The organism is Bacillus sp. CH_70, from assembly GCF_038007045.1.
GTDB lineage: Bacteria > Bacillota > Bacilli > Bacillales > Bacillaceae_G > Bacillus_A > Bacillus_A cereus.
Genome location: NZ_JBBOWL010000001.1, coordinates 2,182,948 through 2,198,776, shown reverse-complemented (window position 1 = coordinate 2,198,776; position 15,829 = coordinate 2,182,948). Strand labels below are relative to the sequence as shown.

Genomic DNA, 15,829 nt, shown 5'->3' with positions numbered 1-15,829 from the left:
TCTGGCGGGCGGCGCTAACAACTCCCAAGTTGTTCTTATTTACTAAGTACATGTCGCTCGCCAATATAATTTACACGAGGACGGAACAAACGATTATTTGCATGTTGCTCAATAACGTGCGCACATAATCCCACTGTTCTAGAGCTAAAGAAGATAGGTGTGTAAAGTTGAATTGGAATACCTAGCATCCAATATACTGGAGCTGCATAATAATCAAGATTTGGATAAATTCCTTTTTCCTTTTCCATAATCTTTTCTCCAGCTTCACACATTTCATATAGTGTATAATCACCTTTTACATCACATAACTGTTTTAAAGCTTCCTTCATCATAAGTGCTCTTGGATCCATCTTCTTCATATAAACACGGTGTCCAAAGCCCATAATTTTTTCTTTGTTATATAGTTTCTTCTGTAATAACTCTTCAAATTTCTCAACATTACCAGCTTCTAAAAGCATGTACATAACCGCTTCATTTGCACCGCCATGTAAACTTCCTTTTAAAGATGCAACTGCACCTGTTAAAGCACCGTATAAATCTGATTGTGTTGATGCAATAACGCGCGCTGTAAATGTAGAGTTTGGCATTTCATGCTCACTATATAAAACAAGGGAACGATCAAAGATCTTCTCCTCAAGTTCAGTTGGTTTTTTACCAGTTAACATATAGAAGAAATTCGCACTATAAGATAATTCTTTAAGAGGTTCAATTGGCTCCTCATTATTTAAAATATGATAGCTATTCGCTACAATGTTTGGCACTTTACTTAACAGCTTGTACCCTCGGCTTTTATTCACTTCTAACGAGCGGTTTTCGATATCATTATCGTAACCAGCTAACGCTGACACACCTGTACGTAATCCATCCATAGGATGCGTCTCTTTAGGCAATGCCTTTAGTACGTTGAATACACCTTCTGGTACTGCATATTCTTCTTTTAATTTCTTTTCAAGTGTTGCTTTTTCATCTTCATTCGGTAGATGTTCCTCCAATAAAAGGTGCACAATGTCTAAATACTCTTTTGTTTTTGAGAGTTCGATTAAGTCATACCCTTGAATTACAATTTCACCTTTTACTGTGTCAAGAAACGAGATTTTCGTCTCCGCTGCCACTATACCATCTAATCCCGGGGAAAATTTTTCTTCAGCTTTCATCATTATTTCCTCCAATCCTAATAGATCTTCGTGCACATAACTGTAAGCCTTTACAATATTGTGAAACTACATTTCTATTTCAATGTATCAGAGTTTTTAGAAGATTTCAATTTATTTTATAATGATAAGTTTCCTACACTTTTCTTACTGTAACAATACAATTTTTTGAAAATAATTCTTATATTTTATAAAGAAAGAATAGACTTTTTTGCGTATTTTCAAAAACAAGATATAAAGATTTTTCATATAACACCGCCAAATATACAATTATTCTAATTTTATTTGAGAAATAAAAAAACGAGCTGTACATAAATACAGCTCGTTACTATATGATATTTATTTCACTATCTCTTAAATATAATTTTTATATAAAACTTATTCATTTTTAATAAAGTTATTATTTTACATAATTAAATTGAATTTCTTCCATTTCCTCATGATAACTTACAAATAAATCATAGTTTTGAAAATACCAAAGATCATCAGAATCTACAAAAAATATAATACCTTCCTTCTCAACTGACACTATTTCCCCATCTGGTTTCTCAGCAACAACCCCTAAAGAATATCCGGGCTGAATTGAACTATCCCCTCCATACCTTACAGTAAAACGTACAGATTCACCGTTCTTTATACGTAATTCTTCCTGGAACCATTGCAGAGCTTTACGATCAATTGAAATTCTCATCTTTATTCCTCCAGTTTACGCAAACTCTTTTTTTCCTAATCGTTGTTTTACAAAGAAGACGAAAATAATTAAAGCTATCAATGCTGAAATTGCACTCCCTGAAAATAAAATACGATAACCAAACATTTGTGAAACAACTCCAAGTAAAATAGCACCTAACCCGATTCCTAAATCAAACGCTGTAAAAAATGAAGCATTTGCAACTCCTCTTTTACTCGGGTCGACAATTGTAAGCATTGCCGCTTGCAAAGCTGGCTGCGCTGAACCAAATCCAATACCGTATAATGTTGCTGCGATAATTACACCTATCAAACCATTTGAAATAGTTAAAACAACTACAGCTAAAATAGTAATACATAATGCTGGAATTATGATGAATACTTCTCCATACTTATCTAATAGTTTCCCTGAAATTGGTCTTACAATTGTTAATGCAATTGCATATACAAGAAAGAAAGTTCCCGGGTTTACATGAATTGATGATGCAAATAACGGTAAAAAGGTTGTTATTCCTCCATATGCAAACGATAAAAAGAATACTACAATCGTGATTGTTAATACGGATTTCTCAAATAGCTGAATTTTCCCTTTTTCTTTTTGTGGCGTAAATGGCATCTTCGTTATTAGTGATAATACGACTGCCATAAAAGATAACAACGTCGCTAATAAAAATAGACCATGAAATGAATAATTTTGCACAACCCATAATCCAATCATAGGTCCGATCGCCATTGCAATTGTCATCGCCATCCCGTACCAACCCATACCTTCACCGCGGCGTGAATCTGGAATAATATCCGTTATTGCTGTTCCAACAGCTGTTGTAGAAACAGCCCATGTTACTCCGTGAATAACACGTAAAACAGCTAAAAGGACAATAGTCGATGCTATATTATAGGAATACATCGTTAATCCAAAAAAGATGAGTCCGAAAATAATAAAGGATCTTCTACCATATTGATCTAACATTCCTCCAATAATCGGTCGTATTACAACAGCAGCTATTGTAAACATTCCCATCATGAGTCCAACTTGCGATTCATTGCCACCTATCTCTTTAATAAAGAGCGGGAGCGTTGGAACAAGTAAATAAAATCCTGTAAATAAAAATAACATTGCGAAAGTCATTTGAATAAATGATTTCGTCCATAATCGTTCCATAAAAATACCTCCATACACTCGTAAAATATTACGATTAACACCCTCATTGTACATTTTATTGATCTCTTTTCCCTCCGCAAATAGACGTATCTTTTCATATTAAATAGTCCACCATCAGCTTACATTAGTCTTAAGACTTTGTACGCATGTTTTAAACGAAAGTCCTATATATGTACCTTTATACGTGTGAAAAGAATATACTAATTTATTATCACAACTTAGGAGTGATTATTTTATGTGGGTATTATCATCAAGAGTAACTGTCGCGGTTCCTTCTATACCCGAAATACATGCCCCCGCCGTTCATACAGCAAGTTCCGATGTCGGCATTGAACTTCCAGCAATTTGGCAACAATACCAATCACCAGGTCAAGCTACCCCTTCATTTTGGCATCATGGTGCCCATCCAAGTAGCACTACCTTTTATCACCCTAGCTACGCTCCACCACCTCAGGCTCAAGTCTTTTATCATTTCCCATCAATTTATTTTCAAAATTTTTATGGCACGTTTAACATTTAATAGCCATCACTGTATTCCCCCTACATTGCAATAAAGATTAACTTCACTCCAGTTTCAACATAAAAAGTCGAATTTCCTAAATAAGAAATTCGACTTTTTAAATTATTTCCCCAACTAAAGTAACCACTAAAGAAAGATATTTATTAAAGATTTGAATATAATTTTTACTTATTTAATACTTTATATGATTCATCACAGTTAGTCACTTTGCGGGATAACCAACACATACCATCTTTTGCAAATAGACTTTCCTCTCTTTACGTTAATTCATTCTTTTTCTTCTATCCAGCCCTTAACATTACATTTTCTGTAGCAAAATAAAAAAAGCACTTAAGATTGTAAATTCCTACAAATCTTAAGTGCTCTTTTGAAAACTTTTCTATAAATTTTTCTTATTGTCCATTATTGGCAGGAACCTCTCCTGCATTTCCACCATTATTTGGTTGTACTGTTGCAGGTGGGGTTGGAGTTCCTTGACCTCCATTATTATTCGCTGGAGGTGTCGTTCCTTGGCCTCCTCCGTTATTTGCTGGAGGTGTCGTTCCTTGACCATTTCCGTTATTCGCTGGAGGTGTCGTTCCTTGACCTCCTCCGTTATTTGCTGGAGGTGTCGTTCCTTGGCCTCCTCCGTTATTCGCTGGAGGTGTCGTTCCTTGACCATTTCCGTTATTTTGTTCATTTTGTTTCTTTTCTTCTTCTTGTTTCTTTTGCTCTTCTAGTTTCTTTTGTTCTTCTTGCTTCTTAAGTTCCTCTTGTTTCTTTTGCTCTTCTTGTTTTTTCAGTTCTTCTTGTTTCTTTAATTCTTCTTGCTTTTTCTCTTCTTCAGTTTTTTGCTGTTGATCTTGTTTTGGTTGCTCCGTTGTATCCGGTACGCTAGTATTTGGCGATGAATCACGTTTTTCACCTTTTATACGTAGCTCACTACCTTCTTGAATAACGCTACTTGGCATTTTAAAGCGTGATTTATCTGTAGCCATTTCACTCATCATTTCTTTAAAGATCAACTGTGCAATTTTCGTATTTTTACTACTAATATACTCGTCTTTACCATCTTTCATATACCCCGTCCATACTGCCATCGTATATTGCGGTGTATATCCAGCAAACCAACTATCACGAGTTGCACTTTCTGGAATTTTATATTGAGCTAATTGTTTTGATGAGTAGTTTGTCGTACCCGTTTTACCAGCTACATCTAAAGATGCTATATTTGCAGATGTACCAGTACCTGATGTAACTACAGAACGAAGCATATCTGTAATCATATATGCGGTAGAGTCTGTCATAACTTGTTTTGGTTTTTGTCCAAAACTTTGTGACTTACCATCTGGATAAACGACTTTCTTAACAAAATGCGGTTTCGTATATTTACCATCATTACCAAATGCCGCATAAGCGCCCGCTATTTCAGTTGGTGATACTTCATTTGTACCAATCGCTGTTGATTCAGTCGGTGCCGTATTAAATGTAATGCCTAATTTCTCAGAGAAGTCTTTTGATTTATTAATTCCAACTTCTTTCGCAGTCTTAATTGCTGGGATATTTCGTGACTTTTCTAATGCTACACGCATTGTAATAGGGCCCATATGACTTCTATCTGAATTTCGTACTTCTTGTCCCGTTGAATACTTAAATGGAGAGTCATCAATTTGATGGTACGTAGCCCATTTTAAATATTCAATTGCAGGAGCGTAGTCGAAAATCGGCTTCATCGTTGAACCAGCTGCACGATCTAATTCAATTGCCATATTATGCCCTTTAAATACAGCTTTATTTTCTCCACGTCCACTACCTATAGCACGAACTTCTCCTGTTTTCGTATCCATAAATGTAAATGCACCTTGGAATTTATCGTTCGGATAATCAATGATATTATTATTTAAAATATTATCAGCAAGTTTCTGTGCTTTCGGATCTAACGTTGTATAAATTTCTAAACCATCAGAACCAATATTAGCATCTGGCAATTCTTTTTCTACTTCTTTCACAACTGCATCCATAAATGCAGGGTATGACATTGTTTGTAGTTGAGTTGCAGGCTTGAGCCCCTTTTCTACGTCAACTTTTGATGCTTCTTCCATTTCCTGTTTTGTTATATATCCATGTCGATTCATTAAGTTTAGAACAACATTTCTTCTTTCTGTTGCTTTTTGAACATTTTCTTTTTTCGTTGGATCATAGTTATTCGGTGCTTTCGGTAAACCTGCCAGCATCGCAACTTCTGGTAATGTTAAGTCCTTCAATTCTTTACCATAGTAGTTTTGTGCTGCTGTTGCGATCCCATATGAACGGTTTCCTAAGTTAATTTTATTTAAGTACATCTCTAATATTTCATGTTTTGAATACTGTTGTTCTAGCTTATAAGCTAAATATATTTCTTGCGCCTTACGCTTTGGTGTTTTGTCCATTGATAAGAAGTAGTTTTTAATAACTTGCTGTGTTATCGTACTTCCACCTTGAGAACCGTAATCTCCCTTAAGACTTACTAGAACAGCACGCGCAGTGCCTTTAAAATCTACTCCGCTATGCTCATAAAAACGTGAATCTTCTGTTGCTAAAAATGCATTTTCTACTAATTTAGGTATTTGCTCATACGTAACATTCGTCCTTTTTTCTTTTCCATATTCATATACCAAATCCCCGTTTTTATCATAAATTTTTGAGGATAACGGATTAACAAGTTTTGCTTTCTCAAGTTTTGGTGCATCCTTAATCATTACGAAAAAGGTAGCAACCCCCGCCACTAAACCAACAATACCAAGTAATAAACAAGTAATTAAAAACTTGCGAAAGAATGATGTTTTACCTTTTGGTTTTTGTGTTTTAGAAGCTGGTTGTTTTTTCTTTTTAACTTGTCGTCGTTCCTCTCGAGAACGATAATTTTCTGACATGTTACTTTCTCCTGCCTTTCAATTCTCCCGTTGATTTACTTAAAAATATTGAGGTCACTTTCTAAAATGCATTTGATTAAGAAAGTATATTGACCTGGAGCATTCAATATTTTCCCAATTCACAGATTATAAATTTTAGAATACTTCTTATACAAACTATTTTCACTTCTATTTTTCCTAATAACGCTGCCCCTTTAAGCATAGAATGTAAAAAGTGAATTTTTAATACCTCGTATAAATAATATACCTTTTTTTCAAATGGTCAATATTTTCTTATTTATAAATCAAAGGTGAAATAAAAATAGCACAACGATATGTACTTCGTGTGAACTTCCTTATAATTACGTATAACAAACATTTAATATATTGCATATAAGTATAATACCTCTTAAATTATAAGGATTTCACAACATCACAACCTCAACATATACAAGAAATTATTAAAAATGAAAAGTGAGGAGTTGCGTAATGATGAAGCTATCTCCCGTGATTTCAAAAAATATAGTTGCTGTTGGCTATAATCCTTTTTCTATGATTTTGCGAATCCAATTAAAGAACGGTATGTACGATTTCTTTAATGTACCAGAAAGTATTTATACTGGCCTATTACATGCACAATCTAAAAGTTATTATCATAAAACTTATATTAAAAATTCTTTCCGCCACACAAAAATTTAAACTTAACACCCACTAAAAAAAGGAGGTTAATCCTCCTTTCTTTTAAAAACATTTCACAGATGAATTATCTTCGATTCCTCTTATTAATTTCATCATATGCTTGAATTTGTTTTTTCAAACGCCGATCAGCTTTTTTATCATGCACTACAAGAATTGCATGTATAACTCCTGGAACCCAAAATATTAATGTTAATATGAAATTTATTATTGCCTGAATTGGTTTTCCACAAAATAGTACAGCAACAGGTGGAAGAAAAATTGCTAATAAATACATCATCCCTTGAAAACTCCTTATTTTGTATTTTATATATCCCTTTTCAAAACATACGTAAAGAAACCTTATGATGTTGTTGTTACATAAATTTTCATTAAGTATATATAACATCTCTTACTTTATATATTCTATCTATAGGCAAAAAAACCTACTACTATTTTAATCTTAACGTACCTATAAAATTCATGTATCTCCTTCTATTTATATAAGTATTTCAACCTTTTCATTGTTTTCTATCCTATTTTCTTCCTCTATTGCAGTTACTCCAATTGCAGAAATTAACGTTCCTATCGCTTGTATCCAAATACCAATGAGTGCAATTATTCTCTCATCCTTCTTATCAAAAATACTATCTTCATTTTCTCTCTCATCTTTCAATACATTTGAAACACCTTGATACGCTTGTAATCCAGCACCTAAACTTTGCATGGAGTTACCTAATATAATCATTTTCTGTAGCACATTTATATCCATCAAAGCTGCTTCTACTCCGAAAAAAGCACCGATCGATTGTAAACTGTTCCCTGTAATAATAAGATAATCATTTTCTTTCGATTGTTCATTTATATTAAAATATGTTCCTATTACATTTGATATATTCCCTAATGCTAATAGCTCAATTCCTATTTGATCAAGTAATTTACTTTGATTCTCTAAGCCTATATTTTGATTTTCTCTTTTTTCTTCCCCATCATCATAATTGCTCGCAATGATTTGTAATATATACCCGAGGGCTTGTAATGAGCTTCCTACAATAACAAGATCCGATTCAACTTTCTCTTCTCCAATAAATCCTCTTGTCGTTCCAATTGCAGCTGTAAGGTTCCCTCCTACTTGAAACCATGCCCCTGTAACTTTTAAACCGCTTGGATTCATTTTTATCACCTATTTAAATATTTTCTAAACCCTTCAAAATAAAGTGAAACTTTAATCAGTGGGGTTTTCTTCATCCCCCGCCTAAATTCTTTGCTTTCGCTGAATTTTGAGGTGAGGGTCTTACTGATTGGCAAATAGCGGAATAAATAAATTCCACCCTTAATCTTTTATTTTATTTTTCAAATGTAATTTTGTGAATGATATAATGTGCTACTAATATAAAAAGCACCTTAAAGGTGCTTTTTATATGCATGCTGGGCATGTCAACGAATCTCCATTTTTATCTATTGTTATATTCAATATATATTGAGTTGCTTTATGTGACCAAGTTTCAGGTGTAGGTGATTCATTTATATATTGTGGCGCACATGACTTCAGCATTGGAGTACTAATACTCCCTCCAGGATCTAAAGCAACTACAGCCATGCCATGAGGTAATTCCAGTGCCATAGATTTAGTGATACCTTCAATTGCAAATTTCGAGGCACAATATGGCGCAAGCTCAGCTTCACCTTCTCTCCCCCAACTAGAACTCATATTAATGATAATTCCTTCTTTCCTAGCTACCATTGCGGGAACAAACGCTCTTATTACATTCACTACACCATTCACGTTTACATTCATTACATTTTCGAATTCTTGAGCCGTAATTTTCCAAAGTTGTGCATTTTGATTTACAATCGATGCATTATTTATTATCATATCGGGAGCCGTATGTCTATTAAGTATATAATTTGCCCAGTTGTTAACTTGCTGAGAATCTGAAACATCAATTACTTGGAAATCATGTATTTTACTGTACTGTTTTTTCAGTTCTTCAATTTTATCTTTTGAACGTCCACAACCATATATGTTCCACCCTAATTCATGAAATCGATCAACCATCGCACGTCCTAACCCTTGTGTCACACCTGTAATAATTACAGATTTACTAATTTCTTTTCGCTTCATTTCTCTCATCCTCCTTCCCTATATTTTACTCTCTTCATTTTTATTCAGCCATTTACTATAGTATCAACTCAACTCATACTTTAGTAATGGTTTTGATATTGCATACATAAATAAAAAAGTAACCATCATGGTTACTTTTTGCTATATATCTAAAAATTCATTGTTTATTTCATTATCGTTTTTACATTTCAACTTCTCTTTTCCACATTTCTCACACTGGTAAATATAAACTACACCTAATGTACCTTTTTTTAAAATCCTCATTATCCTGCATCTTAATAAAAATATATTTATGTTTACAATGCGATTCACCCAAATAATTTTCAAACCACTTTTTCAACACAACACATTCCACCTTTATGATAGAACCTTTATTTAGCTGCCTTATTACATACTTTTATTTAAATATTCAATCTCATATTGCAATTTTTTAAATTGCTCAAAATGCATGGTAATAGATTGGCTACTACCATAATCAACATTTTGTTTCACTAATATAACACCCGTATCATGAAAAAGCGCTTCAAGTTCTTTCCTAATAGACACTTTCGCAATATGAGCTGTTTTAAATGCAGATAAAATTGCAATTTCATTAAACTTTAATTTTATTTCATTTGGACAAAATGCGTCTTCAACTAATATAACTTCATTACTATAAATTAGTGCAACAAGATTACTTGATTTGGCATCTGTTAAATCAACTTTTTTCATAATATCTTTCATTACATTTTGCCTCCTTTATTTTCGTATATATCAATTATACAAATTTTTTAAAAAAATTACTCAACTTTATTATATTAATTTTAACACACTTTTATTGAAATCCATGCTCCAAACGTTTTACTATTCCACAATTTTTATTATATGAACCATCTGGACTATAGCTCCATATAGTAATGTTAACAACTTATTATAAAGCAGGTGAAAATTATGCCATCAGTTGTAGGGAATTTAGTTGTACAAAATAGTAATGGTTCATTTAACTTAGGTGATTTCTACAACGTTTCTCCAAAAGAAAATACGAAAGCTTATAATGGCTCTGGCGCATCAAACGTTGGTTTTGTTGTGAATACTTTTAGCGGTGTTAGCGCGACCAATACATTTGATTCTGACCTTGCAGATCAAAACCAAGTGGGTACAGCCTAATCTTATGTTCAACTTTTTGTATAGAAAATTTTAATTTGTCTATACTATAATCAGGCTGTTTGACAGCTCTTGTTGATTTTGGAGTACCCTATCTTTTTCTCCCTTTCCCTGGGGCTCAGCAGCTAGCACGAAGCTAGCTGCTTTTTCTTGTATTATTTGTCTCATAAATCAGAAATAAAAGAAGCTGCCATTTAATATTCAGCTTCTTTTACGTTATTTCAATAATATCCATAGCGTTAAATACGTAAGTTTTATAAAAGGCGTCTGTACAAATTACAATTTGTTTTACCGGATTGATATGTACAACAGTCATGTAGTTTGTTAGTATGTAACCATCTTCAAAATATGTTACCAATATTTCTTTCTCAGACAGTAATGACGTTAATAATTTATCAGAAATTCTCTCTTTTGCTTCGTTTGTTAAAAGCGGTTTTTGTACTTTTAATTTCTCTCCAATAATCTTTCTCATATTTAAAAGTTGTTCGGATATTACTGTAAACGGAACCCACTCTCTTTCTTCTTTTTGTATCTTTACATCGTTCATTTTTATCTCCTTGATCATTTATACATTTATTTAGCCATACTATCCCTTAGTTATTTTTAATACGCACTAAACTCGGATTTACTTCTAAACTATAATTAGGTTACCTCTCAAAAGAACATTCGTTCTTATTATACACGAACTTACGTTCTTTTGAGAAGAGCCATACTTATTATTTTTTAACAAAAAACATAATTTTATTTATCTCCATACTTTTTTCCTTTATCAAATAAGCTTCTCATTTCTTATGTAAAATGCATATAACAACTAAAAGGCGACTTCACACAAAGTGAAATCGCCTTTTCTTAAAAAATATTTCAATGTTTATTTTTCTATCCTAACTAATGTTCTTTCTGGAATACATAATTCATCTATATTAAAATGATTTATTTTTAATTTCAATTCCCCTACTCGTTCCTTATCTTCATCACCAACCCAACAACTGAATAATTCGATATAGTCTCCATCTTCCATAATCTTGCATAAAGTTAAAAGTTTTTCTTTCGCTTCTTTTTTTTCCTTTACGTTTTGCCACTCGACAAGTTCAATTCCCCAACTAGTTGAAACCTCATATATGTAATTTGTTTGGAATTGATACTCTTGTACCATTTCAAGCATACTTTCATCTGCAAAACATGATCCAAAAACAATTACATCATTAGAATCGGGCTCCGTTAACGGAATTTCTACATTACAGCCTATGTAACTTGCTAAACTCATTTTATACTCCTCCAATATTCGTATAAAAAATACTTCATAGTATATTTGTTTACTTAAATATAAAATCCCTGCCTAAACAAAAAAGTTTTAAATTTTTTCGTTTATTAACCATCTATAACTGAACACATATACTATGATGAACGAACTCACAAAGCATAAGAAAAGAGAGCATTTACAACACTCTCTTTTCTTACATACTCTATGAAACTTTACAAAACTGAATCAGTGATTTTTATTATTATATTTCATTACATATACTTAGGTTGTACTATTATATGTAACTCTCTCTCTGTATCCGCTTTTTTCGGATGACGAAAATAATTAAGTTCGTACTTTAACACTTTATACTCAACAATTCCGATTTTAATCCCTTTCGTTTCTTTTAATATAGCTAATAAATCACTTACATTTTCATCATATGACTCAAAAATTTTCGCGCCGCCCTCTCCTTGAAAGATTACTTTCATATATTCTCCCCACCTTAATTTATTGATGTGGTAAATGACGCGTTTAATACGATTCATTATTTATCCTAAAATTTTCACACCAAAAAGAACATCCTTTCCATTCGAATGCTCAGCTTTTTACTAATTATCCATATTAAATATTTATTCAAAAACATTATATGTATTATTTTTTAAATTATGTTCGATATCCATTATTAAAGAATAAATATATGTAACAAACTTGCATAATGAAAACCGTATAATATCCACTTTCGTTGAAATAGTTATAGCACCTTTAATTATCATCCATTATTTTCCATTGTAATTCTTAATATTTAAATGTAATATTGTATTGTCTTACTATCTATTTATAACTCACACACTAATTAGAAAAGGGAACTCTATATGAGTTCCCTTTTCTAATTATGATTACAATCATTATTTCTTTTCTAGAAATTTAAATGTATCTTTAAATTCTTTATTATTCACTTTAATATCAGCATCTTTCAATAAATCATTGACTACTTGTTGTTTCCATTTACCTGTCGTATCTTGTAGTCTTTGTTGTTCTAAATCTTTACGAATTTTTTCCTTTACTTCATCAAATGGCTTCAATTCTTTTTTATCCGTCACTTTAATAATATGGTAACCGTAAGTTGTTTTAACTGGATCACTTACTTGGCCTGCATCTAATTTATACGCAGCTTCCTCAAATTCTTTCACTGTTTGTCCAGGAGCAAAACCAGATATTTCCCCGCCCTGTTCCTTTGAACCAGTATCTTCTGAATACTGTTTTGCTAAGGCAGCAAAATCTTCACCATTATTTACTTTCTCCTTTACTTCTTTAGCTGTCTTTTCATCTTTCACTAAAATGTGACTTACTTTCATTTCTGGTTTATAGTTATCTTTCACATCTTTTTCTGTGACTGTTGCTTTAATCGCTTTCTCAAATGCAATTTCTGGCTTCATTTTTTCTTTTAATTCATCTTCATTTTTCAATCCAAGTTGTTCTAAAGTTGATTTAAAGTTCTCACCCATTTTATCTTTTGCTTCTTCTACTTTCTTTTTTGCTTCCTCATCCGAAACTTTATATTTATCTAACAATGCCTTACTTAACATCATTTGATATAAAGTACTTTCTCCATATTGTTGTCTTAATTCTTTACTTAATTCTTTCTCTGTAACATTTCCTACTTTTGATGTTACTACGTTGTCTGAAGAACCACATGCAGATAATGCTAGCATCACGCATGAAATAATTGTTCCAATAAATATTTTTTTCTTTTTCAATTCAAATACCTCACTTTTATCATTATGCAAATTAACTATACACAGGCATTGTGAAAACAGTGTGTTTTCTGCATGTAATTCATTTCATATGAGTTGACTATGTATCATGCATTTCCATTTTTAAACATAAAGAGTCTTCTTACTATTATGTATAGTAAGAAGACTCTTTACATACACCTCAAAAACAATACGGCTGCTATAGTTACTTAATACCTACATGTTCTTCAGGTATCCAACTATTCTGCCCGATATCTACCGCATTTCCCACTCTACCCCACACTCGAAAAGATGTCGATCCATCTATATTTCCTTTATAATTCATACATTCAGGCTCTTCATAATAATTTACTCTGTAGCCGACAGGATATTTCGAAGTTGCATAAAACCATTTCACCTTAAAATGTTTTAAATATACCCACTGCTTATCGTTCCCTAAACAAATCATATCTTGCTCACCGCCTCCCCAATAACCTGTTAAGATTAAATATGGAATTTTCTGAGTGAGTGCACCTGTAAATTGAGGATTCATGGGATTCTCATATAAATTTATTCCGTATCCATCAGGATATTTCGAAACTGCAATACCAATGCCATTCGGTTGCTGTTTATACACTATGTTAGATTGATTTGCTTTGTTCGAATCTATAAACCAAGAAAGTGACTTATTTCCTACTAATCGATTCAGATCACATTTCCCAATCCCAGGAACATTCCCTGAATCCGTATATTGCCAAATATCACATGGATATGCTGGCTTATTCCCTCCATAACGAGGGATCCATACGAAATCAGCTTCAATATTACGTGCTCCAAATGATAAATACATGTGATGCCCTACATATAATCCTACTTTTTCCGCACCTAAACGGCGTAATTCATCAATAAATGCCTGTGTCCCGCCTTGCATATCTGCCATCGTTTGAACTTCTACGTCCGCCACCCAAAACTTAGCTGATTGATCACCACGATTCCAAAAATCTTGTGCCTCTTTTTTTGCATCAGCAATAGATATAAAACGGCAAAAAGCATAATTACCGAATGGGATACTATACTTTTTCATTTCACTAACATAATTTTGATACATAAAATCCACCGTATTAGAGCCATCTTGAACTCTAGCAATCACTAAATCTAGCTGAGATGCTGCAATATCCCAATTGATAGTTCCATTCCATTTTGAAATATCTACAATATAACCCATACATTCCAGCTCCTTTTTAATGTCTTATTCATAGCTTGTTTTATTGTAAACCTTATCTCTCTAAAACTAGCTATCTATAATATAAATAAAAAGAATCGTTACTGTTTTAAAAAATATATTCTCTTTCAGAAATATTTCTATTAACTTTAACATATATACCATATAAAACATTCTCATATTTGAAATATACCCTACTATTCATTTGTTATGTAATCTCGTCCTATCAATCAAGGTATCAATCATTTTTACGGATATTAGAAAAAATCCCCCTACATTATTAAATTAAAACTTCCAATATCAATTCCCTTTCAGCTAATATAAATCATTCCTCATTTTCTATATCTTCTTAAGTCAAAATTACTATCTTTCCATGAAATTTTAGATTCAGAAATTTTTTAATTAATTGAAGATTATTCCTACTAACCTACAATTGTCCAATCTGCACACTATTGGTGCATAAAAAAGACATTTTCTATTCATGAAAATGTCTTTTTATAGTCTAATAAAACAATTTTGGTGTTAAATCTTTATTTTGTAATTGTGTATTTTCACTGTTCATAACACAACTTGTAGAAAATAATATTGGGCTATCACAAACCTCATCATTCATTACATCGCGAAATACATTGGCAGCAACACCTGTAAACGTTTGACATAAGTTAGAAATATCGTCATTGAAAAACTGAATGACTTCCGCAGCGAAAACCGGAAAGACAACATTCGGTCCGCCAGGGAACTGAGGCTGTACCACAACTTGTTCAAAATAAGGATTATTTTCTAGTGCTACTTGAAATAAATGAGCTATTTCAAATGCATCTAGTGGACAAGGAAATGGATTTACAATTTCATTCTCATTATTCGTTACAATAACTGTCACACTTACATTCCCAAATTGTACAAAAGATTTTAAAAGCGTTGCTAATGCTCTCGCTTTTTCATTACTTAACGCATGCACTAAAATAATATAATTACCACCAACAGGAATAAGCGGCCCAACTGTAACAGTTGGATCAGCACCTATTGAATTTTTTAATTCATTAAAATATGTGATCCATGGTGGCGAAAGCTGAGCTTGTACATTTTCTTCCACTATTTTATACTACCTCCTTATACAATTCTTACTAACATAATATGTAGCAAATTAAAAAATGCATTAGTTATATTAACCATTTGCGTATTTATTGATTATATTAATTAAACATTTTACTTCGTATTTTCAATTTCCCCTTTACATCTTTAAGCACTTTTACTACTATGAAATTCTTTATTATAAGCAAATCCACTGAAATTTC

General features: G+C 32.4%; 17 protein-coding genes and 1 pseudogene. 3 read left to right on the top strand and 15 right to left on the bottom strand.

Going from position 1 to position 15,829, the window contains the following annotated elements:
- Window positions 1–35 precede the first annotated feature (35 nt).
- The 3 genes from mmgD to N2V79_RS11315 form a co-directional block, all read right to left on the bottom strand.
- Window positions 36–1,157, bottom strand: coding sequence for a citrate synthase (gene mmgD, locus N2V79_RS11325; protein WP_001987369.1), 1,122 nt, complete (start codon window positions 1,155–1,157; stop codon window positions 36–38).
- A 394-nt stretch (window positions 1,158–1,551) separates the two neighbouring features.
- Window positions 1,552–1,842 (bottom strand): HesB/YadR/YfhF family protein, encoded by a 291-nt coding sequence (locus N2V79_RS11320; RefSeq protein ID WP_098852756.1) that lies wholly within the window; start codon window positions 1,840–1,842, stop codon window positions 1,552–1,554.
- Window positions 1,843–1,857: 15 nt separating this feature from the next.
- The gene (locus N2V79_RS11315; RefSeq protein WP_098852781.1) at window positions 1,858–3,003 is read right to left on the bottom strand and encodes an MFS transporter; all 1,146 of its coding nucleotides are present in this window, start codon (window positions 3,001–3,003) and stop codon (window positions 1,858–1,860) included.
- A gap of 235 nt (window positions 3,004–3,238) precedes the next feature.
- Between N2V79_RS11315 and N2V79_RS11310 the strand changes: the two genes are divergently transcribed.
- Window positions 3,239–3,523: a hypothetical protein gene (locus N2V79_RS11310; protein ID WP_063547175.1), complete on the top strand. Its 285-nt coding sequence runs from the start codon at window positions 3,239–3,241 to the stop codon at window positions 3,521–3,523.
- Between the two features lie 392 nt (window positions 3,524–3,915).
- On the opposite strand, the gene N2V79_RS11305 is transcribed toward N2V79_RS11310, so the two are convergent.
- Entirely contained in the window at window positions 3,916–6,414 is a 2,499-nt protein-coding gene (locus tag N2V79_RS11305) for a transglycosylase domain-containing protein (protein ID WP_340719859.1), read from the bottom strand.
- A 468-nt stretch (window positions 6,415–6,882) separates the two neighbouring features.
- On the opposite strand from N2V79_RS11305, the gene N2V79_RS11300 reads away from it, so the two are divergent.
- Complete coding sequence (locus N2V79_RS11300) at window positions 6,883–7,092, top strand: KTSC domain-containing protein (RefSeq protein ID WP_000977080.1); 210 nt, start codon at window positions 6,883–6,885, stop codon at window positions 7,090–7,092.
- A 64-nt stretch (window positions 7,093–7,156) separates the two neighbouring features.
- On the opposite strand, the gene N2V79_RS11295 is transcribed toward N2V79_RS11300, so the two are convergent.
- The 5 genes and pseudogenes from N2V79_RS11295 to N2V79_RS11275 form a co-directional block, all read right to left on the bottom strand.
- Window positions 7,157–7,369: a YqaE/Pmp3 family membrane protein gene (locus N2V79_RS11295; protein ID WP_000990219.1), complete on the bottom strand. Its 213-nt coding sequence runs from the start codon at window positions 7,367–7,369 to the stop codon at window positions 7,157–7,159.
- A gap of 198 nt (window positions 7,370–7,567) precedes the next feature.
- Window positions 7,568–8,242, bottom strand: coding sequence for a DUF6944 family repetitive protein (locus N2V79_RS11290; RefSeq protein ID WP_340719858.1), 675 nt, complete (start codon window positions 8,240–8,242; stop codon window positions 7,568–7,570).
- A 243-nt stretch (window positions 8,243–8,485) separates the two neighbouring features.
- Window positions 8,486–9,193: an SDR family oxidoreductase gene (locus N2V79_RS11285; RefSeq protein WP_340719857.1), complete on the bottom strand. Its 708-nt coding sequence runs from the start codon at window positions 9,191–9,193 to the stop codon at window positions 8,486–8,488.
- Between the two features lie 141 nt (window positions 9,194–9,334).
- A pseudogene (locus tag N2V79_RS11280) lies at window positions 9,335–9,536 on the bottom strand (hypothetical protein).
- Window positions 9,537–9,580: 44 nt separating this feature from the next.
- A complete protein-coding gene (locus N2V79_RS11275; RefSeq protein WP_340719856.1) occupies window positions 9,581–9,916 on the bottom strand; it encodes a hypothetical protein in 336 nt (111 codons plus the stop codon).
- Window positions 9,917–10,123: 207 nt separating this feature from the next.
- Here N2V79_RS11275 and gerPF point away from each other — a divergent pair, with 207 nt between their 5' ends.
- The gene (gene gerPF / locus N2V79_RS11270) at window positions 10,124–10,339 is read left to right on the top strand and encodes a spore germination protein GerPF (RefSeq protein ID WP_001141569.1); all 216 of its coding nucleotides are present in this window, start codon (window positions 10,124–10,126) and stop codon (window positions 10,337–10,339) included.
- Between the two features lie 208 nt (window positions 10,340–10,547).
- Here the strand turns inward: gerPF and N2V79_RS11265 are convergent, their stop codons facing one another.
- The 6 genes from N2V79_RS11265 to N2V79_RS11240 all read right to left on the bottom strand — a co-directional run bounded on the left by N2V79_RS11265 (window position 10,548) and on the right by N2V79_RS11240 (window position 15,627).
- Complete coding sequence (locus N2V79_RS11265; protein ID WP_002093988.1) at window positions 10,548–10,883, bottom strand: YolD-like family protein; 336 nt, start codon at window positions 10,881–10,883, stop codon at window positions 10,548–10,550.
- Window positions 10,884–11,204: 321 nt separating this feature from the next.
- Window positions 11,205–11,600 carry a hypothetical protein gene (locus N2V79_RS11260; RefSeq protein ID WP_340719855.1) on the bottom strand — a complete coding sequence of 132 codons (396 nt, stop codon included), beginning with the start codon at window positions 11,598–11,600 and terminating at the stop codon, window positions 11,205–11,207.
- Between the two features lie 248 nt (window positions 11,601–11,848).
- The gene (locus N2V79_RS11255; RefSeq protein WP_000864277.1) at window positions 11,849–12,067 is read right to left on the bottom strand and encodes a hypothetical protein; all 219 of its coding nucleotides are present in this window, start codon (window positions 12,065–12,067) and stop codon (window positions 11,849–11,851) included.
- Window positions 12,068–12,484: 417 nt separating this feature from the next.
- Complete coding sequence (locus N2V79_RS11250) at window positions 12,485–13,336, bottom strand: peptidylprolyl isomerase PrsA (RefSeq protein WP_000727352.1); 852 nt, start codon at window positions 13,334–13,336, stop codon at window positions 12,485–12,487.
- Between the two features lie 202 nt (window positions 13,337–13,538).
- Entirely contained in the window at window positions 13,539–14,537 is a 999-nt protein-coding gene (locus N2V79_RS11245) for a glycoside hydrolase family 25 protein (RefSeq protein WP_069355545.1), read from the bottom strand.
- 499 nt (window positions 14,538–15,036) lie between these two features.
- Window positions 15,037–15,627: a hypothetical protein gene (locus N2V79_RS11240; protein ID WP_023521858.1), complete on the bottom strand. Its 591-nt coding sequence runs from the start codon at window positions 15,625–15,627 to the stop codon at window positions 15,037–15,039.
- Window positions 15,628–15,829: the final 202 nt, after the last annotated feature.